Consider the following 22932-nt stretch of genomic DNA (forward strand, 5'->3'; position numbering starts at 1 on the left):
GCGCGCTGCCGTGGATTGCCAAGAGGGGCACATCCGTGTGCTGAAAGGGGTCAGATTTCCCAGACCAGGTTGACCGAGGCGTTGCGGCCCGGTTGGGTGTAACGGCCAAGGCTGCGGCTGTTGGCGTCCAGGCCCTGGACGTCGCCCCACTGCCAGTATTCCTTGTCGGTCAGGTTGAACAGGCCGGCGTTGACGGAGAAGGCATCGGTGACCTGCCACCAGGTGTTCAGGTCCAGGGTCCCGTAGCCAGGCGTGGCGAACTGCTCGGTGATGCGCAGGTTGGCGTTGTTCGTCTGGTCGATGCGGTCCTTGCCCTTGACCAGGGTCCAGGCCAGCTCACCGCCGAACTTGCCGGTCGGCTCGGCGTAACCCAGGCCGATGACGGCCTTGAGCGGGTCGATGCTGTTGATCGGCTCGCCGGTTTCCTCGTTCTTGCCGCGTGCATAGGCAACGGACCCGATCAGGCGGGTGCCGGTGGGCAGGCCGAACTGATTGAGGAACAACTCACCCTTCGCCTCGGCGCCACGAATGGTCACCTTGTTCAGGTTCTGCGACTGGAAGGTGAGCAGGTTGTTGCCGGTCGGGTCGGGGATGGTCACCTGGTCGATGAAGTCCTCGTAGCGGTTGTAGAACAGCGCCACGCCGAAGCTGCCGGTGTCGTACTTGCCGCGCAGGCCCACTTCATAGCTGTCGCTGGTTTCCGGCTTCAGGCTGGTGTTGGCGATGGTCTGGTAGCCCATCCCGGCGTTGACGAACTCACCGAAGATATCCACAGGCTCTGGCGCCTTGAAGCCGGCGGCGTACTGGCCATAAAGGCTGTGCGAGTCGTCCAGGCGGTAGGTGACACCCAGCTTGGGCGACAGCTGGTTGTCGCTGAAGTCGGAAGGATTGCGGTTCACCGGATTGCTGTTCAGGTATTCCGCGGTCACGTCGGGCTTGAGCTCGTAGTAGTCGTAGCGCAGGCCCGGCAGCAGGGTCCAGCGGCCGATTTCGATGCTGTCCTGGACGAACAGGGCGTATTCATGGGTGACCGGATCGGGGAAGTCGCTCAGCGGGAAGGTTTCCGCGCCGAAGGCCGGCGGCAGGGGCTGGCCGGTGCTGACGCGAACCTCGTTGCCCTTGCGCAGGTCGCTACTTTCCAGACGCTTGAGGTCGACGCCGTAGATCAGGTGGTGCTGGGTAGCGCCGACAGCGAAATGCTTGTCGAGTTGGCTGTTCAGCGACCAAAGCTTTTCCTCGTAGGTCGAGTCGCGGGTACGCAGGCGTTCGAAGGCTGACGCCGGCGGTACCGGGTTGCGGTTGAAGGCGACCCAGCTGTAGCGGCTCTGATCGGTCTGCTGGCGAATCTTGCTGTCCTGATGGTTGAGCTGCCATTTCAACTGATCGGCGAAGACGGTATCCAGCTCCAGCTGATGTTCCAGGCTGATGCGCTCGCGGTCGGTGCTGTCGGTGGCATTGCTCGCCGCGATCAGGGAATTGCTGAACATCCCGCCGCCGAGGGCAGTGGAGGTCAGGGTCGACGCTTCGCTGAGCACGCGGGTATCCACGTCATCATGGAAACTCTCGTAGCTCAATTGCAGGCGATCGTTGCCCGCATAGTTCCAGCCGATCTTGGCCAGCAGGTTGTCGGTGGTGAAGTCCTGCGGGTTGGCTTCCTCGCGGCCGGCGCCGGTGCCGCCACGGCCACCGAAGGTTTCGACTTCGTCGCCACTGCGACGGCCCAGGTGAAGTACGCCATCCACGACGCCCTGGCGACCGGCGAAGGTGGCGCTGCGCAGCCAGCTGTTGTCGGCGCTGCTGTAGCCGGTCTTGAGACGGGCGTAGGCGTCATCGCCTTCGTCCAGATAGTCGGCGGCATCCTTGGTCAGGAAGCTCACCGCACCGCCGATGGCATCGCTGCCGTACAGCGAGGAGGCCGGGCCGCGGATGATTTCCACCTGCTTGACGATATCCGGGTCGATGTAATTGCGCTGGGCATTCAGGAAGGGGCCGAAGTTGAAGGCGTCCGGCACGGACACGCCATCCACCTGGGTCAGCACGCGGTTGCCGCCGATGCCGCGAATGGTGAAGCCGGACAGGCCGAAGCGGCTACCGGCACCACTCACCGAAACCCCCGGCTCGTAGCGCACCAGGTCGCGAATGTTGTTCACGTTCTTCTGGTCGATGTCGCGCTCGGTCTGCACCGACACCGTGCTGGGAACCTCGTCGAGGCGCTGCTCGCTGCGGGTAGCCGTCACGGTCATGGTGTCGAACTGGGTAGCGGCCTTTTCGGCAGCCAGCACGAGGGAAGGGCAGAGCAACATCAGAGCAAGCCCGGATCGACGGGCAAAGGGCGGACGCAACGGCATGGCAAGGCTCCTGATTAGCAAGGCGTACGAGTTCCCTGACTGGGAAACGCCGGTTCGGTCCAGCGTGGCGGCATCCGTTCCAGCGATTTTTCCGCCTTTTTCGGAGCTCGTTCGTCAGGTCTTACTGGTGATCGCAGGTTGATATCGGCGCAGAACCATAATGGCGTTGACAGATAATTGCAAATAATAATCAAATGCATTCGTATTTAGAAATTGGCCCTTGCGATGCCGCGCTTCCTGTCCTGCTTTCTGTCTGTCCTTGTCCTGCACCTCGTTGCGGGTTGGTTCCTGCATGACCTGCAGAAAGAGCCAGGCATGTCGCTGCAGTCGTCCCCGCCGATGATGGTCATGCTGGTTAGCCCCGAACCCGAGCCAGCCCCCGTAAGTGTTCCCGCCCCGGCGATGCGGCCAGCGCTCCCGGCCAGGCCGGCTCAACCGGTGAAGGTCCAGCGGCCGGTGCCCAAGCCCGTGGTGGCGAGCAAGCCCCGTCCGGCTCCTGCCAAGCCCGTCGTGCCGGCCGAGTCCACAAAAGCCAAAGCCGATGCGCCGACCGAAGCGCAGACCGTTGCGGCTAGCGCGGCGCCGAGTCGTCTTGAGCAGGCAGCCGCCGCCAGCGCACCTGCGGCAGCGTCCAAACCGGTTGTCACTGAAGTTTTCAGTCGTGAGCCGTCGTTCCTCACGCCGCCCAAGCCCCCCATTTATCCGGCCCAGGCCAAGCGTCGTAATCAGCAGGGCCTTGTCCTGGTCGAGGTACGGCTTGATGAGAAAGGCCTGCTCCGAGAGATACGGCTCCTGCGCTCCTCCGGCGTAGAGAGCCTGGATAGATCCGCCATGGATGCGGTCGCCGCGTGGCGCTTCCGCCCCGAAACCCAGAACGGCCAGCCTGTGCCTAGCCGCGTGCACATCCCCATTGAGTTCGCCCTTTCGGCGAGTCGCTGAATCACAAGGAGCTTCAGATGAGCCTGCAAACTTCGACCACCAGCCCGGTTTCCCCGCTTTACCAGGCGTGGCAGACACTGCGTTCCGAGCAGCCGCGCCTGCGCGCACGCGACGCCGCCCAGCGCCTGTCCGTGAGCGAGGCCGAACTGACCGCCAGCCGCCTTGGCGTCGATACCGTGCGCCTGCGCCCCGACTGGGCCAATCTGCTGCCTGCCCTGGGCGAGCTGGGCTACATCATGGCGCTGACCCGTAACGAGCATTGCGTACACGAGCGCAAGGGCTACTACCGTGAGGTTTCGGTCATGGCCAACGGCCAGATGGGCCTGGTGGTCTCCGCCGATATCGACCTGCGCCTGTTCATGGGCGGCTGGGCCAGCATTTTCGCGGTTGCCGAAGAAACCCCGCGTGGCACCCAGCGCAGCGTGCAGATCTTCGACCAGCAGGGCACCGCTGTGCACAAGGTGTTCCTCACCGACGACAGCGAGCTGGCCGCGTGGGAACCGCTGGTGGAGCGCTTCCGCGCTGAAGAGCAGAGCGACGAGCTCGACCTCCGTCCGCAGCCCGAGCCGGTCCAGGCCAAGCCCGATGCCGAGATCGACGTCGACTCCCTGCGTGAAGGCTGGGCCGCCCTGAAAGACACTCATCACTTCTTCGCCCTGCTGAAAAAGCATGGCGCCGAGCGCACCCAGGCACTGCGTCTGGCCGGTACCCAGTGGGCCGAGCAACTGGATACCGCGGAGCTGCCGCGCCTGATGGAAGAAGCCGGTGCCCGTGAAGTGCCGATCATGGTGTTCGTAGGCAACCGTCACTGCATCCAGATCCACAGCGGTACCGTCAGCAACCTGAAGTGGCTGGATACCTGGTTCAATGTGCTCGATCCAGAATTCAACCTGCACCTGCAGACTGCTGGCGTGACTGAGCTGTGGCGCGTGCGCAAGCCCAGCACCGATGGCGTCATCACCAGCTGGGAGGCCTTCGATGCCGAAGGCCAGTTGGTCGTGCAATTGTTCGGCGCGCGTAAACCCGGTATTCCTGAGCGTGAGGATTGGCGAGCACTGGCGGAAACCGCGCCGGCGCTCTGAGGTCGAGCAGCCAGGGGCGCGCCGCGCCCCGATCCAGGCCAACGCCCTGTGAAAACAGGGCGTTGGCGTTTCCCGCATTCAGCGATGGAGTTGTTTTCGATGCGTCTAGTTGTCGGTCTGGCCAGCCTTTGCGCAGGCATCCTGTTTTCTCACCAGGCTGCTGCAGCCGAGGCGTTGCCCCAGCGCTGGGTCAGCGCCGGTGGTTCCGTCAGCGAGTGGGTCGTGGTCCTGGGTGGCCAGGCCAAGCTCGTGGGCGTGGATACCACCAGCCAGCATCCCGAGGCACTGAAGAACCTTCCCAGCATCGGTTACCAGCGGCAGCTGGCGGCGGAGGGGATTCTCTCGCTACGTCCCGACGTCCTGGTCGGTACCGAGGAAATGGGGCCGCCGCCGGTGCTGGCGCAGATCACTGCCGCCGGAGTGCGCATCGAGCGCCTGGCATCCACGCCCGACCTCGTCACCCTTGAAAAGAACCTCAAGCTGATCGGTACCTTGCTGGGCGACGAAGCCCGTGCCGACCAGGCCCTGGCCGATTACCGTCAACGACTGCAGAGACAGGCTGACTGGATTGCCCAGGCGAAGCAGGTACAGAAAGCGCCGCGGGTTCTGTTCCTGCTGGGGCATTCCGGAAGCACGCCGATGGCGGGTGGCAAGGACACGGCTGCCGCGTGGCTGATCGAACGTGCCGGTGGGCAGAATCTCACTGACCATCAGGGTTACAAGGCAATTTCCAATGAGGCTCTGGCCGCGCTGGACCCGGACGTCGTGGTGATCGCCGATCGCCGTCTGGAAGGCGATGCCGCTCGCGAGGCGCTGCTCAAGCAGAATCCGGCCCTGGCCGCGACCCGAGCCGCCCGCGAGGGTCGCCTGCTCAGCCTCGATCCGACCCTGCTGGTAGGAGGGCTGGGTCCGCGCCTGCCTGATGGTATGGCTGCGCTTTCCGCAGGCTTCTATCCTTCGGCTCCGGCCTTGACCGAGAAAAGCCCGAGCCAGCCATGACCGCGTCTGTCGCTTCCCGTCCATTGTTCATCGCGTTGGGCGTACTGCTGTTCCTGGCGCTCTGGTTGTCGCTGGCGCTGGGGCCGGTCAGCTTGCCCCTGGGTGACACCCTGCGTGCAGCCCTGCGCATGGCGGGCCTGCCGTTTTCCGCCCAGGGTCTTGAGCAGGCCGAGCTGATCGTTGGGCAGATTCGTCTGCCGCGTACCCTGCTCGGGTTGGCGGTGGGTGCGGTGCTGGCCTTGTCCGGCGTCGCCATGCAGGGGCTGTTCCGCAACCCGCTGGCGGACCCCGGTCTGGTTGGGGTGTCCAGTGGTGCCGCATTGGGCGGTGCCGCCGCCATTGTTGGAGGCGCCGCGCTGGGCGGATTACCGGACGCATTCGCGCCCTATCTGCTGTCCATCTGCGCCTTTGCAGGAGGCCTGGGGGTGACGGTGCTGGTCTATCGCCTGGGGCGCCGCGACGGCCAGACCAGCGTGGCCACCATGCTGCTCGCGGGCATCGCCCTTACAGCGTTGGCCGGTGCGGTGATCGGCTTGTTCACCTACCTGGCCGACGACGCCACCCTGCGCAGCCTGACCTTCTGGAACATGGGCAGCCTCAACGGTGCCAGCTATTCGCGGCTATGGCCGCTGCTGATCGTCACCCTGTTCGTCATCGTCTGGCTTCCACGTCGGGCCAAGGCACTTAACGCCATGTTGCTGGGCGAATCAGAGGCCCGTCACCTGGGATTCGATGTGGAACGCCTGAAGCGCGAGTTGGTGTTCTGCACCGCCCTTGGAGTGGGCGCCGCAGTGGCGGCGGCCGGCCTGATCGGCTTCATCGGCCTGGTGGTGCCGCACCTGGTGCGCCTGGTTTCCGGCCCTGATCACCGAATCCTGTTGCCCGCCTCGGCTTTGGCCGGGGCCAGCCTGATGCTGCTGGCGGATCTGGCCGCACGCCTGGTGCTGGCGCCGGCGGAGTTGCCCATCGGCATCGTCACGGCGCTCATCGGCGCGCCGTTCTTCCTTTTTCTGCTGGTGCGAGGTCGTAGCTGATGCTGCGCGTGGAACAACTGGACGTGCTGCGCGGCGGCAAGCAAGTGCTGACGGGCGTCGATCTGGAACTGCAACCCGGCGAGGTACTGGGCGTGCTCGGGCCCAACGGCGCAGGCAAGAGCACCCTGCTCGGGGCCTTGTGCGGCGAGGTGTCGCCCGCAGGCGGGGAAGTCAGCCTCGATGGCCGTGCGCTGGCCGAGTGGAACGGTCCGCAGCGTGCACGGCGCCTTGCGGTGTTGCCGCAAAGCTCCACACTGAGCTTCGCGTTTCGCGTCGAAGAGGTCGTGGCCATGGGGCGCATGCCTCACGACACCGGACGGGAACGCGATGCCGAGGTCGTGGCGCAGGCGCTGGAGGCGGCGGATGCGAGCCATCTTGCCGGCCGCAGCTATGTGGCGCTATCCGGGGGCGAGCGCCAGCGCGTGCACCTGGCCCGGGTGCTGGCGCAACTCTGGCCGGGGAATGCCGGGCAGATACTGTTGCTCGACGAACCCACTTCGGCGCTCGATCCCTTGCACCAGCACATCACCCTGCAGGCCGTGCGTACCTTCGCCGAGCGCGGGGTAGCGGTGCTGGTGATCCTCCATGACCTGAATCTGGCCGCGCGTTACTGCGATCGCCTGCTGTTGCTCGCCGATGGTCGACCGCATGTGCTGGGCTCGCCGGAGCAGGTGCTCCAGGCCGAACCACTCAAGGCCGTCTTCGGCCTGGAGGTGCTGGTGCAGCGCCATCCGGAGCGGGGCCATCCCCTGATTGTTGCTCGCTGAATCAAAGGACTTCCCATGCGTGTTTTCCTGCTTTTCCTCTGCAGCCTGCTGGCTGCCTGCCAGACCCTGCCACCACCGCCAGCCTGGCAGAGCCCCGAGGGGCGTGATCGACCGGAGCTGGGTGAAATCCGTGACCTGCGCACCGGGGAACGACTGACGCCGGAGCAACTGGTCGAACGGCTCGCTGCCCAGCCGCGCGTACTGGTTGGCGAGCAGCATGACAATCCGGATCACCATGCCCTGCAGCTCTGGCTGCTGCAGGCCCTTGAGAGTCGCCGTGAGCAGGGCAGCCTGCTGCTGGAGATGCTCGAACCCGAACAGCAGGCCAAGGTGGATGCCGTGCGCCGCGGGCCGATGCCCAGTGACCTGCCCCAGGCGCTGGCCTGGCAGAAGAACTGGGACTGGGCGTTGTACGGGCCGATCGTCCGTCATGCACTGACGCAGCCCTATCCGCTGCTCGCGGCCAACCTCGACCGCAGCGAGATCAAACGCATCTATAAGGAGCGCCCGGTTCTGCACGGCAAGCTGTCCACTGCTGAGTCCGTGCGTGAACCGTTGCTGGAGCAGATTCGCGATTCGCATTGCGGCATGCTCCCAGAATCGCAGATGCCAGCCATGTTGGCGGTGCAGCAACAGCGTGACCGCCGCATGGCCGAACGGCTTCTGGCGGCGCCGGCCCCGGCGATGCTATTCGCCGGCGCATTCCACGTGCGCCGCGATCTGGGCGTGCCCCTGCACCTGGCGGACCTGGGCAAAGCCGAGGGCAATGCGGTGTTGATCCTGTCTGAGGTGGGTAAGTCGGTGGAGCAGGGCGCCGCCGACTACGTCTGGTACACCACGGCACTTGCCCCGATCGACCACTGCGCCAACCTGAAGAGGCAGATGGCACCGGCGCGCTGAGGCGCGCCGGATGAAAATCGCGGGCAAAAAAAGACCCGGCAATTTGCCGGGTCGAAAACCGTGATTAGCCTGATGAGGAGATAACCTGAAGAGTCCGACTGCTTGGAATCCCAGCTTACCGGCTGATCTCGCGATCAGTTGCGTTAATAATAACGATTATCATTTTCGAGTCAAGCGCTGATTCCGACTTTTCTTCATCCGCTGATTCCAGAAGCAGAAACCCCGGCCTGTGCCGGGGTTTCTCTTGTCTGGATCAGTTTCGCTCGGGGGAGAGTCGAAGCTGGGTGACCTCCTTGTTCAGCAGGTCGATGCGGCGCGCCATGCTCTCGATAAGGCTGTGGGCGATCCGCGGATTGCTCTGCATCAGGCTGAGGAACTGCTCCTTGGGAATCACCATCACGGTGCAGGCCTCGCTGGCCACCACAGTGGCGCTGCGGCGCTCGCGGGTGAACACCGCCATGGCGCCGAAGATTTCATCCTTCTGCACGTCGCCCACCTTTTGACCATCGACGAAGGCTTCCGCATGGCCTTCGATGATGATGAAGACGTGGTCGGCTTCGTCGCCCTGGTGAATCAGCTCTTCGCCCGCGGAGAAGTGTTGGAAGCCGGTGGATGGGCGTACGTCCGGCTGCTTCAGGCGCGCCACGGCATCTGAGAGCAGCGCGGTATGTCCCACCAGGTACTGGATGAACAGCTCCTGGCGCTTCTCGTTGCCATAAATGTGCTTGAACACTTCGCTGCGGCTGAACGGCAGTAGGCTGATGGGCTCGTCGCTGCTGTAGCGGCAGGAGGGCAGGTCGATGCCCTGGCGAAGGCCGATCAGGTCACCCTCCTGGAGATAGAAAAGCGGGCGCTCGTCGACGACGGCATGAATCAGACCGTTCTCGATCAGGAACAGCTGGTTGCCGGGCATCAGCGGTGACAGGTCTTCGATCTGCTCCAGGCGCAGTGCGGTCCCGCTGGGTTCCAGCCCATCGAGCAACTGCCCGGGGATGCTCTGCAGTCTGTTGATCAGCTGGTCGGCGTAGGCCGGTTGCTCCCCGAGTAGGTACATGGCAGTAATTCCTTGAACTGTCTGGAATGGCGTCGCACACGAAGGTCCCTGAAACAATAGGGACCTGGGGCCGGCTCGTAAATCTCTCTTGGTGGAGGTTGTGAGCTAGCTCTTGTTGTGGGCGACTGGCGTATCCAGCTGGTGGTTCAGTTCTGCCTTGTGCCCAGGCGGAAGGTCGTTCCAGTGGATGTCCAGCAGGGCACCCTCGATGGCATAGAGCAGAACCTTGGACGCCCGGAAACCTCGTGCCCTAACGGCTTTGTAGGCACCGACAGCGCCTAGCCTGCGCAAGTCGTTGGCGCTGTGGATGCCGACGGCATGCAGCCACTGTGCTGAAGTCTTGCCCAGATTCTTCATGTGTTGCAGTTCGTCGTTCATCGAGCCTCCTTGCGATGGAATGGCACGAGAGGAGCAGGGCCTATGGATAAGTGTAGCGGCCATTCTTGGGGCGTGGCCTTGTGCTATCGCTCAATCCTCGTGCGCTCCCTGCACGGAATACGATCACTGCTGACGATAGGGCGGGCGCAGTTTTCAACTGTCTGCACGGCTAATCGGCGGGGAAGTTCCGGCTACCGGCTGAGTGCGACCCAGCCGGCAGTATAGAAGCCGCGACGGATGTTGCCCGGCGCGGCGAGGGGGCGGTCAGACGCCCGGCAGGTGCTGGCGGATGAGCTCTACCAGGCCGTCGAGGCTGGCGGGCTGATCAGTGTCGATCCGTTTGCTTTGCGTCTGCTCGACGGCATCCAGCGGTTCGCGGCTGGCCAGTTGGGCGCGCACCACTTCCATGGTGGCGTCAGACGGGTCGTTGCCATCGGCCCGGCGCTGCTCCAGCCAGCCTTCGATTACCGCTTCCGGCGCGTGGCAGTCGAGGATCAGGAACGGTGTGCCGGTCTCTTCCGCAACCTGGCGGGCAGCCTTGCGCTGGTCCTGTTTCAGGAAGGTGGCGTCCATCACCACCGGGAAGCCGGCATGCAGAATCACGCGCGCCAGTTCTTCGAGGCGCTCGTAGGTCGCCTTGCTCGCGTCAGCGTTATAGATGCCGTCCTGCAGCCCTTGCGCACCTGCCTGCTGTTCGCCGAACAGACGCTTGCGCTCAACGTCCGAACGCAGGCGAACCGCGCCCAAGGATTCCACCAGACGCAGCGCGACGTGGCTTTTGCCTGAAGCGGAGACGCCGCTGGTGATGGCCAGGAAGGGCGAGGGGATGGCGCTGTAGCTTTCCGCGAGGCCCGCATAGTTGCGGTACTGGCGAACGGTGGCGGCCTTTTGCACGGCGTCGTCCTGGTGAGCCAGGCTGAACAGGGCGATCTTGGCGCGAACCAGCGCGCGGTAGGCCTTGTAGAAGTTGAGCAGCTCCAGTCCCTCGTAGTCGCCGCTGTGCTCCAGATACTGGCTGACCAGACGGCGGGAAAGGGACTTGAGGCCGCGGTCTTCCAAGTCCATGGCGATGAAGGCGATGTCGGCGTAGACGTCGGTGAAGCGGAAGGGTTCGTTGAACTCGATGCAGTCGAAGAGCACGACTTCGCCGTCGATCAGCGTGGCGTTGCCGAGGTGGATATCACCGTGACACTCGCGAATGAAGCCTTCTTGCTTGCGTCGCACGAGCAGGGGCTTGAGACGCTCGTGGCTGCTTTCGGCCCAGGCCTCGAGTGCATCCAGTTGTTGCAGGTCGGCCTTGTCGCTGAGCAGCGGGCGAATCTGCTCGAAGTTCTGTCGGACGGGCATCATCACGGCATCGGCAGTGCCCAGCGGGTGTTCGAGGGCCACTTTCGGTGCGGCCAGGTGGAAGCTGGCGATCTGTCCGGCCAGGGCGTCGATGTGGCCGGGGGTCAGCTCGCCGCGAGCCTGCAATGCGCTGAGCAGGTTTTCCTGAGGGAACTGGCGCATCTTCAGCACGTACTCGATGGCTGCACCGTCGCCGTTGATCTGCGGGGCCTCGACGCTGCCGGTGATTGGCAGGACTTCCAGATAGAGGTCGCGGGTCAGGCGCTGGTTGAGGCGCAGTTCTTCCTCGCAGAAGTGCCGGCGGCCTTCGAGGTCGGTGAAGTCGAGGAAACCGAAGTTCACCGGCTTCTTCACCTTGTAGACATAACTTCCGGTCAGCAGCACCCAGGAGATGTGCGTCTCGATTACCTGGAACCCGTCCACCGAGTGGGGGTAGAGGGCGGGATTCTGCAGGGCGGCTATCAGGGACTGGCTCACGGGCATTCCTTGTTCTGTCGCTGTGGAAGGGCGGCATTATCGCCTCTGCGGGCGGCCCTGCAAACCGTCAGGGCGTGCCTGTTGGCTGTGGATAAAGTGCGTATAATGCGCCGCCATGACTCGTCCCCGATCCCCCAAATCCCGCTCTAAACGCCGTTCCAGCGGCCTTCGCCCCTGGTTGGGCTGGGCTGTCAAACTGGGCCTGGTAGGCCTTGTGGTGCTGGCCGGTTTCGCCATCTATCTCGACGCCGTGGTGCAGGAGAAATTCTCCGGCAAACGCTGGACAGTGCCGGCGAAGGTCTACGCCCGCCCGCTGGAGCTGTTCGTCGGACTGAAACTGTCCAAGGACGATTTCCTGAAGGAGCTCGATGCCCTGGGTTACCGCCGCGAGAGCGTGTCCAACGGCCCGGGCGCCGCCGCCGTGTCCGGCAGTACCGTAGACCTCAATACCCGTGGCTTCCAGTTCTATGAAGGTGCCGAGCCGGCGCAGCGGGTGCGTGTGCGTTTCTCCGGCGACTATGTGGCTGGCCTGAGCCAGGCAAGTGGTGCCGACCTTGCGGTGACTCGCCTGGAGCCGCTGCTGATCGGTGGGCTGTATCCCGCCCATCATGAAGACCGTGTGCTGATCAAGCTGGATCAGGTACCCGCCTATATGGTGGAAACCCTGGTGGCGACGGAGGACCGCGAGTTCTTCAATCACCACGGTGTTTCCCTCAAATCCATCGCTCGTGCCTTCTGGATCAATGCCACTGCGGGTGAGCTGCGCCAGGGCGGTAGCACCCTGACGCAGCAGCTGGTGAAGAACTTCTACCTGACCAGCGAGCGCAGCATTTCGCGCAAGGCCACCGAGGCCATGATGGCGGTGCTGCTGGAGCTGCATTACGACAAGCGTGAAATCCTTGAGGCTTACCTCAATGAGGTGTTCCTCGGTCAGGACGGCCAGCGCGCTATCCATGGTTTCGGCCTAGCAAGCCAGTATTTCTTCAGTCAGCCCTTGGCTGAGCTGAAGGTGGACCAGATCGCGTTGCTGGTTGGAATGGTCAAGGGGCCTTCCTACTACAACCCCCGTCGATTCCCGGAGCGAGCGCTGGAGCGCCGCAATCTGGTGATTGATCTACTTGCCGAGCAGAGTGTCATCACGCCTGCCGAAGCTGCTGCAGCCAAAGCGAAGCCCCTGGGCGTGAGCAAGCGCGGCAGCCTGGCGGACAGTTCTTATCCGGCCTTCCTCGATCTGGTGAAACGCCAGCTGCGTCAGGATTACCGCGAAGAGGACCTGACCGAAGAAGGTCTGCGCATCTTCACCAGTTTCGATCCCATCCTGCAGTCCAAGGCGGAAACCTCGCTGGATGAGACCTTGAAACGCCTGGCAGGGCGCAAGGGCGTGGACCAGGTGGAATCGGCCATGGTCGTGAGCAATCCGGAAACGGGTGAAATCCAGGCGCTGATTGGCAGCCGCCAACCGCGCTTCGCCGGATTCAACCGCGCCGTGGATGCGGTACGCCCCATCGGCTCGCTGATCAAGCCGGCGATCTACCTCACCGCACTGGAGCGTCCGAGCCAGTACACACTGACCAGTTGGGTAGCCGACGAACCCTTCTCGGTGAAAGGGCAGGACGGACAGGTATGGCGTCCGCAGAACTATGATCGCCGTGCCCACGGGACTATCTACCTCTATCAGGGGCTGGCCAATTCCTACAACTTGTCGACTGCCAAGCTGGGTCTGGAACTGGGCGTGCCCAATGTGCTCAAAACCCTCGAGAGGCTTGGTGTTTCTCGTGAGTGGCCGGCTTATCCGTCGATGTTGCTCGGTGCGGGTGCGTTGAGCCCGATGGAAGTGGCGACCATGTACCAAACACTGGCCAACGGTGGCTTCAATACGCCATTGCGGGCGATTCGCAGCGTGTTGACTGCCGAGGGTGAACCGCTCAAGCGTTACCCCTTCCAGATCCAGCAACGCTTCGACCCGGGCGCCATCTATCTTGTGCAGAACGCGATGCAACGTGTGATGCGCGAAGGTACTGCGCGCTCGGTGTACAGTCAGTTGCCATCGTCCCTGACCCTCGCGGGCAAGACCGGCACGACGAACGATTCGCGTGACAGCTGGTTTGCGGGCTTCAGCCAGGATCTGCTGGCCGTGGTCTGGCTGGGGCGCGACGACAATGGCAAGACGCCGCTGACGGGCGCCACAGGCGCGCTGCAGGTGTGGACCAGCTTCATGCGCAAGGCCGATCCGCTGCCCCTGGATATGCCGATGCCGGACAACGTGACTCAGGCGTGGATTGATCCGCACAGCGGCCAGGGCTCTGACCAGAGCTGCCCTGGCGCAGTCCAGATGCCGTACATTCGTGGCAGCGAACCCGCACCAGGCGCACCATGCGGCCTGGGAGCACCCGTGGACTCGGTGATGGACTGGGTTCGCGGTTGGATGCAATGAACCGAGAGGACGAAACGTGAGTAAAGCCTGGATTCCCGCCCTTGCGGCAGCGGCCCTGTTGGCCGGTTGCTCTACCCCGCAGCGAGGCGCCATTCCCGTGGTCGACTCCGGCGCGCCCCTGTCCGAACTGGAGCAGGGAACCTCCAACCGTGGGGGCTACAAGCAGGCACCCGCGGCGCCGCGCAGCATTCCCGAAGATTCCGGCGTGGTAGTGATGGTGCCGGGCGCCAGTTCCGGCGCGCCCATCGCCGCACCGGCATCCAGTTCGCCTATCAGCGGGAGTATCACCAGCGGCGGGATTACCCCCGGTCCCATTACAGGTGGTCCGGTCGCCACAGCGCCCAGCGCACCCAACTATGGTTCCAGCAATTACAGCGTTCCCAGCTACAGTGCTCCGGCACCCAGCGCTCCGACCGGCATCCCCAGCAACGCGGGCGGTCTGGCGGCCGACGAACAGCTTGACGGTCCGGTGCTGGCGCTGCTGACGACTGCCCAGCAGCAGCAAGGCGGTGGCGATCTCAATGGCGCCGCTGCCAGCCTGGAACGTGCACAACGCATCGCGCCTCGTGAGCCGCAAGTACTCTATCGGCTGGGCGAAGTGCGCCTTGCCCAGGGCGATGCCGCCCAGGCCGAACAATTCGCGCGTCGTGCGCTGACCTACGCCAATGGTCGTCCGGCCATGCAGGCTAGTCTGTGGGACTTGATCGCACGCTCCCGCGATCGCCAGGGCGACCCGTCCGGTGCCGCGCTTGCGCGTAACAAGGCGAAGGTCAATCTCTGATGGATCCGCGCTGCGTCGAACTGGCTGATCAGCTCCTGCTCATCGAGCGGGAGCTGCGTGCCCTGGATTGGTGGGAGGAAACGCCACCCAGCGCGGAGGCTCTGGCGAGCCAGACTCCGTTCTGTGTCGATACCCTGGCGTTTGAGCAATGGCTTCAGTGGATCTTCCTGCCGCGCATGAAGCTTATTATCGAGAATGACATGGAGCTGCCGCATGCGTCGGGGATCCGCGCCATGGCGGAAGAGGTTTACCGGGGGCGGCTCGTCGAAGTGGCCAAGCTGCTCGACGCCATCGGGGCGTTCGATCGGTTGATAGGTGGGGCGAACTGAGGCAGCGCCTCAGTTGCAGTTGTCGCCGATCGCCTTCTCGGCTTCCTTGATGCGGGACTGGCGTTCTTCCTCGGTCAGCCGCTGAACTTCCCCGTTGACCTCCGCACGCAGACGCGGGTTGTTCTGCAGTTGCGCCAGGTTGGTGCGGATGGTGTCGCAGTACTTGCGACGCTCCGCTTCCTGGGTCGCGACTTCCGCCTTCACCTTCTCATCGATGGCTTTCTGATCGCCCACCGTTTTGCGCTCGGGGAGAGGTGCCGGCTGGGTGGTTTCGCTATCCAGGCTCGGCAGGCTGGGGCGCGGTTTCGGCACCGAGGTGTTCACGCTGGTGGCCGGCTGACCTTCCGGCGGCTGTGCGCCAAAGTGGGTGACACCCTGGGCGTCGACCCATTTATAGACCTGGCCGGCTATGGCGGACGAGCTCAGTGCCAGCAGCAGGCTGCCGGCGAGAATCATGCGGTGCATGCGGTTTCCTTCTGGTGGCGGAGAATCCTCCGCTAACTATAACCAAAAGCCACTGTCCTTGATCCTGCGTCGCGTCACAGCAATCCATGCAAGATTCCGCAACGGATTACTTGACTTGTAGTGCGGTAATCCGAAGAATCCAGGGTTCGCTATTCCAGTGGGCCGGCCGCAAGTCGGAAGCTGTAGTAGTCGATGAGGTGCACACCCGCGCCGACCTGTAACACCCGCAACGCGTTACCTCGCGCTGGGTGGGAAAGCCCCGCAACAACTCTCAGGGGCGGCCCCAATGCTTGTTCAGTCAGTAGCTGACGTAGTCGGCGACCACCAGTCGCTCACGCGCTGATTGCAGGCAAACCTAATCAGGCTGTCCGGTCGCGGGCGGTTATCTGGCGTTCTAGAGGTGAAAAACGTGGAGCTTTTATCTGGCGCTGAAATGGTCGTCCGCTCGCTGCGTGACGAAGGCGTTAAGTACATCTATGGGTACCCGGGTGGTGCCCTCCTGCACATCTACGATGCCCTGTTCAAAGAAAATGAAGTGACCCATATCCTGGTCCGTCATGAACAGGCTGCTACCCATATGGCTGACGGCTACGCCCGCGCCACCGGCAAACCCGGTGTTGTGCTGGTGACGTCCGGCCCGGGTGCGACCAACGCCGTCACCGGCATCGCCACCGCCTACATGGACTCCATCCCGATGGTGATCCTGTCTGGCCAGGTGCCAAGCAACATGGTCGGCACCGATGCCTTCCAGGAAACCGACATGGTCGGTATCTCCCGCCCGATCGTGAAGCACAGCTTCATCATCAAGCATCCCTCGGAAATCCCAGAGGTGATCAAGAAGGCCTTCTACATCGCGCAATCCGGCCGTCCGGGGCCTGTGGTCGTCGACATTCCGAAGGACATGGGCGATCCGACCCAGAAGTTCGAATACAGCTACCCGAAGAAGGTCAAGCTGCGCTCCTACAGCCCTGCCGTTCGCGGCCACTCCGGCCAGATCCGCAAGGCTGCCGAGATGCTGCTGGCAGCCAAGCGCCCGATCCTCTATGCAGGCGGTGGCGTGATCATGGGCAACGCATCCGAGCAGCTCACCGAGCTGGCCAAGATGCTCAACCTGCCGGTCACCAACACCCTGATGGGCCTGGGCGCCTTCCCGGGCAGTGATCACCAGTTCGTCGGCATGCTCGGCATGCACGGCAGCTATACCGCCAACCTGGCGATGCATCATTCCGATGTGATCCTGGCCGTCGGCGCGCGCTTCGATGACCGCGTCATCAACGGCGCAGCCAAGTTCTGCCCGAACGCCAAGATCATCCATATCGACATCGACCCGGCTTCGATCTCCAAGACCATCAAGGCCGATATCCCGATCGTGGGGCCGGTCGACAGCGTGCTGTCCGAGATGGTCGCCATCCTCAAGGAAATCGGCGAAACCCCGAACAAGGAAACCGTCGCTGCCTGGTGGAAGCAGGTCGATGAGTGGCGCGCTGGCGGTGATCTATTCCCCTACGACAAGGGCGACGGCAGCATCATCAAGCCGCAGAGCGTGATCGAGACCCTCTGGGAAGTGACCAAGGGCGATGCCTACGTCACCTCCGACGTAGGTCAGCACCAGATGTTCGCGGCGCAGTACTACCGCTTCAACAAACCCAATCGCTGGATCAACTCCGGCGGCCTGGGCACCATGGGCTTCGGTTTCCCCGCAGCCATGGGCATCAAGCTGAACTTCCCGGAAACCGACGTCGCCTGCGTGACCGGTGAGGGCAGTATCCAGATGAACATCCAGGAGCTGTCCACCTGCCTGCAGTACGACCTGCCGGTGAAGATCATCAACCTCAACAACGGTGCGCTCGGCATGGTCCGCCAATGGCAGGACATGCAGTACAACAGCCGTTACTCGCACTCCTACATGGAATCGCTGCCTGACTTCGTCAAGCTGGCCGAGGCTTATGGCCACGTCGGCATTCGCGTGACCGATCCGAAGGATCTGAAGGCGAAGATGGAAGAAGCGTTCTCGCTGAAGAACCGCCTGGTGTTCCTCGATATCCAGGTCGATTCCAGCGAGCACGTCTACCCGATGCAGATTCGGGATGGCGCCATGCGCGACATGTGGCTGAGCAAGACGGAGCGGACCTGAACATGCGACACATCATTTCCCTGCTGCTTGAGAACGAGCCGGGCGCTCTGTCCCGCGTGGTCGGCCTCTTCTCCCAGCGCAACTACAACATCGAAAGCCTGACGGTTGCTCCGACCGAGGACCCGACCCTGTCGCGTCTGACCCTGACTACCATCGGCCACGATGAGGTGATCGAGCAGATCACCAAGAACCTCAACAAGCTGATCGAAGTGGTCAAGCTGGTAAACCTGTCGGAAAGCGCTCACATCGAGCGCGAGCTGATGTTGGTCAAGGTCAAGGCCACTGGTGCCCAGCGCGCCGAGGTCAAGCGCACCACCGACATCTTCCGCGGCCAGATCGTCGACGTGACTTCCAGCGTCTATACGATCCAGCTGGCGGGCACCAGTGACAAGCTGGACAGCTTCATCCAGGCAATCGGTACCAGTTCGATCCTGGAAACCGTACGCAGTGGCGTCACCGGGATTTCCCGTGGCGACAAAGTGCTGACTATCTGATCGCAGTCGTGAAAAACCCCGCCTGGTGCGGGGTTTTTTATTGCCCGGATTTTACTGGCGGCGATTCCAGAAGGCTGCGATCAGCGGGTCCTTGAGGCGTTTTTCCAGGGCGAACAGGCCGATGTCGTAGGCGGCCAATGGCGGCTGGATATCGTAGATGCGGATGCGTGCGGTCAGTGGGCTGTTGTCGAGCACGATCTGCGGAACCACGCCGATACCGAACCCCAGGCTCACCATGCTGACGATGGCCTCGTTGCCGCTCACCTGGGCATAGATGCGCGGCTTGATGCCGTGGCTTTTCAGCCAGCGGTCGGTCCGGGTTCGGGCCAGGCCTTCTTCCGAGAGAATCATCGGCACGTCCTTCCAGCTTTGCGCTGTGGGCTGTCTCCGTTGTTCTTCTGTGAGCAATTGAGGTGACTGTGGGCCGATGAAGCGCAGCTCCGAGCGGGTAATCGACTGGAAGTCGACGCCGGCTGGCAGGTTGTCGGGTCGGGCACCGATGGCAAGATCCTCCAACCCTTGTTGCACCCGCTCGACGGCCGTTGCGGGGTCACCGGTGTGCAGTTTCATTTCGATGCGGGGGTAGTCCTGGCGGAAGCTGCTCAGGATGTCGTAGAGAAAGCTGTAGCTCGCGGTCACCGAGCAATACAGGGAGAGTTCGCCGTGCAGGTCCAATTGGTTCTGCATGAGTCGTTGGCGGATGGCATGCCAGCCGCTCATGACCTCACTCGCGTATTCACGGAACTGCTGCCCCTCGCGGGTCAACTGGACCGAGCGACTGTCCCGCACGAACAGTGGTGCGCCGAGTTCGTCCTCGAGTTGCTTGATGCTGCGACTGAGCGCGGAGGGGCTGACATGCTGCTCGCGGCTGGTTTTGCCGAAGTGCAGGTTGTCTGCCAGGGAAAGAAAAAGCTTGAGGGAGTGGCTGTCCATGGACGTTTCAAATATCGGCACATTGCGTTGCGAATATATCATTTTACGCAATGTAGCAGATCGCTTAATGTGCCCTTGTCGCGGTGCATGCACCCCATCCATTTCGCTATAAAAGAGTCCGGAACATGAAAGTTTATTACGACAAAGACTGTGACCTCTCCATCATCCAGGGCAAGAAAGTTGCCATCATCGGTTACGGTTCCCAGGGCCACGCCCACGCGTGCAACCTGAAAGATTCCGGTGTGGACGTGACTGTTGGCCTGCGCGCCGGTTCTGCCACCGTTGCCAAGGCCGAGGCCCATGGCCTGACCGTCAAGAGCGTGCCGGAAGCCGTTGCCGCCGCTGACCTGGTCATGATCCTGACCCCCGACGAATTCCAGTCCAAGCTGTACAAGGAAGAAGTTGAGCCGAACCTGAAGAAGGGTGCCACCCTGGCCTTCGCCCACGGCTTCGCCATCCACTACAACCAGGTCGTACCTCGCGCTGACCTCGACGTGATCATGATCGCGCCGAAAGCTCCGGGCCACACCGTTCGCTCCGAGTTCGTGAAAGGCGGCGGTATCCCTGACCTGGTAGCTATTTACCAGGACGCTTCCGGCAACGCCAAGAACGTTGCCCTGTCCTACGCTTGCGGCGTGGGCGGTGGTCGTACCGGCATCATCGAAACCACCTTCAAGGACGAGACCGAAACCGACCTGTTCGGTGAGCAGGCTGTTCTCTGCGGTGGCTGCGTAGAGCTGGTGAAAGCTGGTTTCGAAACCCTGGTCGAAGCTGGCTACGCGCCGGAAATGGCCTACTTCGAGTGCCTGCACGAGCTGAAGCTGATCGTCGACCTGATGTACGAAGGCGGCATCGCCAACATGAACTACTCGATCTCCAACAACGCCGAGTACGGTGAGTACGTAACCGGTCCGGAGGTCATCAACGCCGAATCCCGTCAGGCCATGCGCAATGCTCTGAAGCGCATCCAGGACGGCGAATACGCCAAGATGTTCATCCAGGAAGGTGCTTCGAACTACGCTTCGATGACTGCCTACCGCCGCAACAACGCTGCTCACCCGATCGAGCAGGTTGGCGAGCGTCTGCGCGCGATGATGCCGTGGATCTCCGCCAACAAGATCGTCGACAAGACCAAGAACTAAGGTCTTTTCCGATCCCCAAAGAACGCGGCCTTGGCCGCGTTCTTTCGTTATGGCTGCACTGTTCTGGTATAAAGCCTGTTTGCCGGGCGGCGCGTTCAAACGGGTCGCCTACCACACCTCGAATTCGCTGCAAGGATGTTGTTCATGAGTGAACGCCCCGAAGAACCGCATCAGGCCCCCGAAGACGACAGCCTGCTGCCCATCGACGAGCATGTCGAGGAAGGTCAGGACGCTGAGGGCCGTAAAGTCCGGCATCGCGGTATTTACCTGCTGCCCAACCTGTTTACCACCGCAAACCTGTTCGCCGGCTTCTATGCCATCATCAATGCCATGAGCGGCAACTTCTCGGTGGCAGCTGCCACTATCTTCGTTGCCATGGTGCTGGACAGTCTCGATGGACGGGTTGCCCGCCTGACCAACACCCAAAGCGCCTTTGGTGCCGAGTACGACTCGTTGTCGGACATGGTCGCTTTCGGTGTCGCTCCTGCGTTGCTGGCGTTCGAATGGGCGCTGAGTGGTCTGGGTAGTGTCGGCCTCACCGTGGCCTTCATCTACGTTGCCGGTGCCGCCCTGCGTCTGGCTCGCTTCAATACCCAGATCGGCAAGGTGGACAAGCGTTTCTTCATCGGTCTCGCAAGCCCGGCAGCAGCAGGGGTGGTGGCTGGTACAGTCTGGGCGTTCAGCGATTTCGGCATCAAGGGTTCGAACATGTCGTTCATCGTGGCCCTGCTGGTTGCCCTTGCAGGCATGCTGATGGTGAGCAACATCAAGTTCTACAGCTTCAAGGACCTGGACCTGAAAGGTCGCGTACCCTTTGTGGCCATCCTGGTCGTCGTGCTGGCCTTTGCCGTTGTCTTCAGCGACCCGCCGCGCATTCTCCTGCTGATCTTCCTGGCTTACGCCGCGTCTGGCCCGGTGCAATACTTGCTCCAGCTGCGTCGTCGCAAGCAAGTCGAGTGATGTAATTTCTTCGCGGCTCCGCAGTCCATTGGGCATCCCAGCCCGAATTGCGGAGCCGCCATGCTGATCCAGATCCCACCTTCCTCCGCGTGCCGCGAGCACGAAATCACACCTGAATCCGTCTACCTCTCCCGACGCCAGTTGATGGCTGCTGCCGGCGGACTTGCCGCAATGGTTGCATTGCCCGGCCATTCCCAGGCCGCGTCGACCTACCCCGATGTCGAGTCAGTCCAAGGTCCGGCCTGGTTCAACGAAAAGCTGGCGGGTACCCATTGGCAGGCGGTTACACCGGGTGGCGAATCGATCACGCCCTTTCAGGATGCGACCCACTACAACAACTTCTACGAGTTCGGAACCAACAAGGGGGATCCGGCGCGCTACGCCGAGAAGATGCAGCTCGAGCCGTGGACGGTGCATATAGAGGGTGAAGTGGCTAAGCCAGGTACTTACTCGATAGAGGATCTCGTGAAACCTCATGGGCTTGAAGAGCGCATCTATCGGCTCCGGTGCGTGGAAGCCTGGTCCATGGTGATTCCATGGCTCGGCTTCCCCCTGTCGGATTTGCTGAAGCGAGTTGAACCTACCAGTAATGCCAAGTACGTCAGCTTCGAAACCCGGCTCGCACCTGATGAGATGGCCGGCGTACGCTCCGGCTTCTCCCTCATCGACTGGCCCTATGTGGAAGGATTGCGGCTGGACGAGGCAATGCATCCGCTGACCATTTTGGCCGTGGGAATGTATGGGCGCGTCCTGCCAAATCAGAACGGTGCGCCGCTTCGATTGGTGGTGCCCTGGAAGTACGGCTTCAAGAGTATCAAGTCGATCGTGCGAATCAGTCTGGTCAGCGAACAACCGTCGACAACATGGCAATCCATCGCCCCAGAGGAATATGGCTTCTATTCCAACGTCAATCCTGAGGTGGACCATCCGCGCTGGAGTCAGGCCCATGAGCGAAGACTTCCGAGTGGGTTGTTCAGTCCGAATATCGTGCCGACTCGCATGTTCAACGGCTATGACGAAGTGGCCAGCCTCTATACCGGGCTGGATCTGAGGAAGTACTACTGATGAGATTCAGGCTTTGGCGATTTTTCGTATTCCTGGTAGCGCCGATTCCGGTCGGGCTGTGGCTTTATCAGGCCTGGATATTTGCGCTGGGTCCTGACCCGGGCAAGGTGCTGGTCGACCGCCTGGGGTTGGCAGCTCTCTGGTTGCTGCTCATCACCTTGTCCATGACGCCGCTGCAGAAGCTGACCGGTTGGGGAGGGTGGATTGCAGTTCGCCGCCAGTTGGGGCTTTGGTGCTTCAGCTATGTGGTACTGCATATCACCGGCTACGCCGTCTTCCTGCTTGGCCTGGACATGCAGCAGCTCTTGGTCGATCTGGGCAAGCGCCCCTATATATTCGTGGGTGCCCTGGGGTTCAGTGGTTTACTGGCGCTCGCTGTGACTTCCAATCGCTTCAGCATCCGTCGGCTGGGCAAGCGTTGGAAGCAATTGCACAGGCTGGTTTACGCCATCCTGGCCATAGCATTGCTACATATGCTTTGGGTTGTCCGTGCCGATATGGCCGAGTGGGCTGGCTACGCGCTTGTCGGCGCTGCATTGATGTTGCTGAGGCTCCCACTGGTAGAGCGCTGGCTGCCCAGGGTATTTGCAACTTTCAGGCGAAATGACAAAAAGGTTTCAATTAAGTGTTGACGGGAGATTTTGCACCCCTATAATGCGCCCCACTTCCGGTGCAGTCGCCAAGCAAAACTCCTTGAAAATCAACGAGTTGAATGTTTGGAGAGCGCGTCGGAAGGTTCCGCTTCGTAAGGTTCGCCGCTGGCGAATGAGGCTGAACAGGAGGTGTTGACAGCGAGTTTGAACGCTGTAGAATGCGCCTCCCGCTGACGAGAAGAGTGAATCGGATCGGAAGCGCAAGCGGTTGAGTAGA

At 62.3% G+C, this 22932-nt stretch carries 21 protein-coding genes; 15 read left to right on the forward strand and 6 right to left on the reverse strand.

What is annotated here, in order from left to right; translation table 11 throughout:
- Window positions 1-50: 50 nt before the first annotated feature.
- Entirely contained in the window at window positions 51-2348 is a 2298-nt protein-coding gene (locus MnOB_RS05760; RefSeq protein WP_077522920.1) for a TonB-dependent hemoglobin/transferrin/lactoferrin family receptor, read from the reverse strand.
- Window positions 2349-2573: 225 nt separating this feature from the next.
- On the opposite strand from MnOB_RS05760, the gene MnOB_RS05765 reads away from it, so the two are divergent.
- The 6 genes from MnOB_RS05765 (at window position 2574) to MnOB_RS05790 (ending at window position 8069) form a co-directional block, all read left to right on the forward strand.
- Window positions 2574-3287: an energy transducer TonB gene (locus MnOB_RS05765; protein ID WP_077522921.1), complete on the forward strand. Its 714-nt coding sequence runs from the start codon at window positions 2574-2576 to the stop codon at window positions 3285-3287.
- Window positions 3288-3304: 17 nt separating this feature from the next.
- The gene (locus MnOB_RS05770) at window positions 3305-4369 is read left to right on the forward strand and encodes a hemin-degrading factor (RefSeq protein WP_077522922.1); all 1065 of its coding nucleotides are present in this window, start codon (window positions 3305-3307) and stop codon (window positions 4367-4369) included.
- A 99-nt stretch (window positions 4370-4468) separates the two neighbouring features.
- Window positions 4469-5368, forward strand: coding sequence for a heme/hemin ABC transporter substrate-binding protein (locus MnOB_RS05775; RefSeq protein ID WP_077522923.1), 900 nt, complete (start codon window positions 4469-4471; stop codon window positions 5366-5368).
- Entirely contained in the window at window positions 5365-6402 is a 1038-nt protein-coding gene (locus MnOB_RS05780) for a FecCD family ABC transporter permease (RefSeq protein WP_077522924.1), read from the forward strand. The genes MnOB_RS05775 and MnOB_RS05780 overlap by 4 nt, the downstream gene beginning before the upstream one ends.
- Window positions 6402-7169 carry a heme ABC transporter ATP-binding protein gene (locus MnOB_RS05785; protein ID WP_077522925.1) on the forward strand — a complete coding sequence of 256 codons (768 nt, stop codon included), beginning with the start codon at window positions 6402-6404 and terminating at the stop codon, window positions 7167-7169. Before MnOB_RS05780 ends, MnOB_RS05785 begins: the two co-directional genes overlap by 1 nt.
- A gap of 15 nt (window positions 7170-7184) precedes the next feature.
- Window positions 7185-8069: a ChaN family lipoprotein gene (locus MnOB_RS05790; RefSeq protein ID WP_077522926.1), complete on the forward strand. Its 885-nt coding sequence runs from the start codon at window positions 7185-7187 to the stop codon at window positions 8067-8069.
- 253 nt (window positions 8070-8322) lie between these two features.
- On the opposite strand, the gene MnOB_RS05795 is transcribed toward MnOB_RS05790, so the two are convergent.
- The 3 genes from MnOB_RS05795 to MnOB_RS05805 all read right to left on the reverse strand — a co-directional run bounded on the left by MnOB_RS05795 (window position 8323) and on the right by MnOB_RS05805 (window position 11325).
- A complete protein-coding gene (locus MnOB_RS05795; protein ID WP_077522927.1) occupies window positions 8323-9123 on the reverse strand; it encodes a cyclic nucleotide-binding domain-containing protein in 801 nt (266 codons plus the stop codon).
- A gap of 105 nt (window positions 9124-9228) precedes the next feature.
- Window positions 9229-9501 (reverse strand): TfoX/Sxy family protein, encoded by a 273-nt coding sequence (locus MnOB_RS05800; RefSeq protein WP_077522929.1) that lies wholly within the window; start codon window positions 9499-9501, stop codon window positions 9229-9231.
- A 264-nt stretch (window positions 9502-9765) separates the two neighbouring features.
- A complete protein-coding gene (locus MnOB_RS05805; RefSeq protein WP_077522931.1) occupies window positions 9766-11325 on the reverse strand; it encodes a bifunctional aminoglycoside phosphotransferase/ATP-binding protein in 1560 nt (519 codons plus the stop codon).
- 115 nt (window positions 11326-11440) lie between these two features.
- Between MnOB_RS05805 and mrcB the strand changes: the two genes are divergently transcribed.
- The 3 genes from mrcB to MnOB_RS05820 are packed head-to-tail and all read left to right on the forward strand — an operon-like array spanning window position 11441 to window position 14869.
- Complete coding sequence (gene mrcB / locus MnOB_RS05810) at window positions 11441-13759, forward strand: penicillin-binding protein 1B (protein ID WP_077522933.1); 2319 nt, start codon at window positions 11441-11443, stop codon at window positions 13757-13759.
- A gap of 16 nt (window positions 13760-13775) precedes the next feature.
- Entirely contained in the window at window positions 13776-14540 is a 765-nt protein-coding gene (locus tag MnOB_RS05815; protein WP_077522934.1) for a tetratricopeptide repeat protein, read from the forward strand.
- Window positions 14540-14869 (forward strand): YqcC family protein, encoded by a 330-nt coding sequence (locus MnOB_RS05820; RefSeq protein WP_077522935.1) that lies wholly within the window; start codon window positions 14540-14542, stop codon window positions 14867-14869. The genes MnOB_RS05815 and MnOB_RS05820 overlap by 1 nt, the downstream gene beginning before the upstream one ends.
- A gap of 9 nt (window positions 14870-14878) precedes the next feature.
- Here MnOB_RS05820 and MnOB_RS05825 read toward each other — a convergent pair whose 3' ends face one another.
- On the reverse strand, window positions 14879-15334 hold the full coding sequence (locus tag MnOB_RS05825) for a DUF4124 domain-containing protein (protein ID WP_077522936.1): 456 nt from the start codon (window positions 15332-15334) through the stop codon (window positions 14879-14881).
- Window positions 15335-15743: 409 nt separating this feature from the next.
- Between MnOB_RS05825 and MnOB_RS05830 the strand changes: the two genes are divergently transcribed.
- Together MnOB_RS05830 and ilvN are read left to right on the forward strand one after the other, a co-directional pair.
- Window positions 15744-17468, forward strand: a complete 1725-nt coding sequence (locus MnOB_RS05830) for an acetolactate synthase 3 large subunit (RefSeq protein WP_077522937.1) — start codon at window positions 15744-15746, stop codon at window positions 17466-17468.
- A gap of 2 nt (window positions 17469-17470) precedes the next feature.
- On the forward strand, window positions 17471-17962 hold the full coding sequence (gene ilvN / locus MnOB_RS05835) for an acetolactate synthase small subunit (protein WP_028630051.1): 492 nt from the start codon (window positions 17471-17473) through the stop codon (window positions 17960-17962).
- 51 nt (window positions 17963-18013) lie between these two features.
- Here the strand turns inward: ilvN and ilvY are convergent, their stop codons facing one another.
- Window positions 18014-18895 (reverse strand): HTH-type transcriptional activator IlvY, encoded by an 882-nt coding sequence (ilvY, locus tag MnOB_RS05840; RefSeq protein WP_077522938.1) that lies wholly within the window; start codon window positions 18893-18895, stop codon window positions 18014-18016.
- Window positions 18896-18978: 83 nt separating this feature from the next.
- Between ilvY and ilvC the strand changes: the two genes are divergently transcribed.
- From ilvC to msrQ, 4 genes are all read left to right on the forward strand, one after another.
- The gene (gene ilvC, locus MnOB_RS05845) at window positions 18979-20037 is read left to right on the forward strand and encodes a ketol-acid reductoisomerase (protein ID WP_265093677.1); all 1059 of its coding nucleotides are present in this window, start codon (window positions 18979-18981) and stop codon (window positions 20035-20037) included.
- Window positions 20038-20181: 144 nt separating this feature from the next.
- Window positions 20182-20997, forward strand: coding sequence for a CDP-diacylglycerol--serine O-phosphatidyltransferase (pssA, locus tag MnOB_RS05850; protein WP_077522940.1), 816 nt, complete (start codon window positions 20182-20184; stop codon window positions 20995-20997).
- 60 nt (window positions 20998-21057) lie between these two features.
- Window positions 21058-22062 (forward strand): protein-methionine-sulfoxide reductase catalytic subunit MsrP, encoded by a 1005-nt coding sequence (gene msrP / locus MnOB_RS05855; RefSeq protein WP_077522941.1) that lies wholly within the window; start codon window positions 21058-21060, stop codon window positions 22060-22062.
- On the forward strand, window positions 22062-22694 hold the full coding sequence (msrQ, locus tag MnOB_RS05860) for a protein-methionine-sulfoxide reductase heme-binding subunit MsrQ (protein ID WP_077522942.1): 633 nt from the start codon (window positions 22062-22064) through the stop codon (window positions 22692-22694). The genes msrP and msrQ overlap by 1 nt, the downstream gene beginning before the upstream one ends.
- Window positions 22695-22932 lie beyond the last annotated feature (238 nt).

This window comes from Metapseudomonas resinovorans (genome assembly GCF_002003485.1).
Taxonomy (GTDB): Bacteria; Pseudomonadota; Gammaproteobacteria; order Pseudomonadales; family Pseudomonadaceae; genus Metapseudomonas; species Metapseudomonas resinovorans_D.

Bases quoted from the DNA above. Each gene is read 5' to 3' on its own strand.
- ilvY (WP_077522938.1), bottom strand. From the start codon at position 18,895: ATGGACAGCCACTCCCTCAAGCTTTTTCTTTCCCTGGCAGACAACCTG.
- MnOB_RS05800 (WP_077522929.1), bottom strand. From the start codon at position 9,501: ATGAACGACGAACTGCAACACATGAAGAATCTGGGCAAGACTTCAGCA.
- mrcB (WP_077522933.1), top strand. From the start codon at position 11,441: ATGACTCGTCCCCGATCCCCCAAATCCCGCTCTAAACGCCGTTCCAGC.
- MnOB_RS05760 (WP_077522920.1), bottom strand. From the start codon at position 2,348: ATGCCGTTGCGTCCGCCCTTTGCCCGTCGATCCGGGCTTGCTCTGATG.
- MnOB_RS05765 (WP_077522921.1), top strand. From the start codon at position 2,574: ATGCCGCGCTTCCTGTCCTGCTTTCTGTCTGTCCTTGTCCTGCACCTC.
- MnOB_RS05795 (WP_077522927.1), bottom strand. From the start codon at position 9,123: ATGTACCTACTCGGGGAGCAACCGGCCTACGCCGACCAGCTGATCAAC.
- MnOB_RS05770 (WP_077522922.1), top strand. From the start codon at position 3,305: ATGAGCCTGCAAACTTCGACCACCAGCCCGGTTTCCCCGCTTTACCAG.
- ilvN (WP_028630051.1), top strand. From the start codon at position 17,471: ATGCGACACATCATTTCCCTGCTGCTTGAGAACGAGCCGGGCGCTCTG.
- MnOB_RS05775 (WP_077522923.1), top strand. From the start codon at position 4,469: ATGCGTCTAGTTGTCGGTCTGGCCAGCCTTTGCGCAGGCATCCTGTTT.
- MnOB_RS05790 (WP_077522926.1), top strand. From the start codon at position 7,185: ATGCGTGTTTTCCTGCTTTTCCTCTGCAGCCTGCTGGCTGCCTGCCAG.
- msrQ (WP_077522942.1), top strand. From the start codon at position 22,062: ATGAGATTCAGGCTTTGGCGATTTTTCGTATTCCTGGTAGCGCCGATT.
- MnOB_RS05780 (WP_077522924.1), top strand. From the start codon at position 5,365: ATGACCGCGTCTGTCGCTTCCCGTCCATTGTTCATCGCGTTGGGCGTA.
- pssA (WP_077522940.1), top strand. From the start codon at position 20,182: ATGAGTGAACGCCCCGAAGAACCGCATCAGGCCCCCGAAGACGACAGC.
- MnOB_RS05825 (WP_077522936.1), bottom strand. From the start codon at position 15,334: ATGCACCGCATGATTCTCGCCGGCAGCCTGCTGCTGGCACTGAGCTCG.
- MnOB_RS05820 (WP_077522935.1), top strand. From the start codon at position 14,540: ATGGATCCGCGCTGCGTCGAACTGGCTGATCAGCTCCTGCTCATCGAG.
- MnOB_RS05785 (WP_077522925.1), top strand. From the start codon at position 6,402: ATGCTGCGCGTGGAACAACTGGACGTGCTGCGCGGCGGCAAGCAAGTG.
- msrP (WP_077522941.1), top strand. From the start codon at position 21,058: ATGCTGATCCAGATCCCACCTTCCTCCGCGTGCCGCGAGCACGAAATC.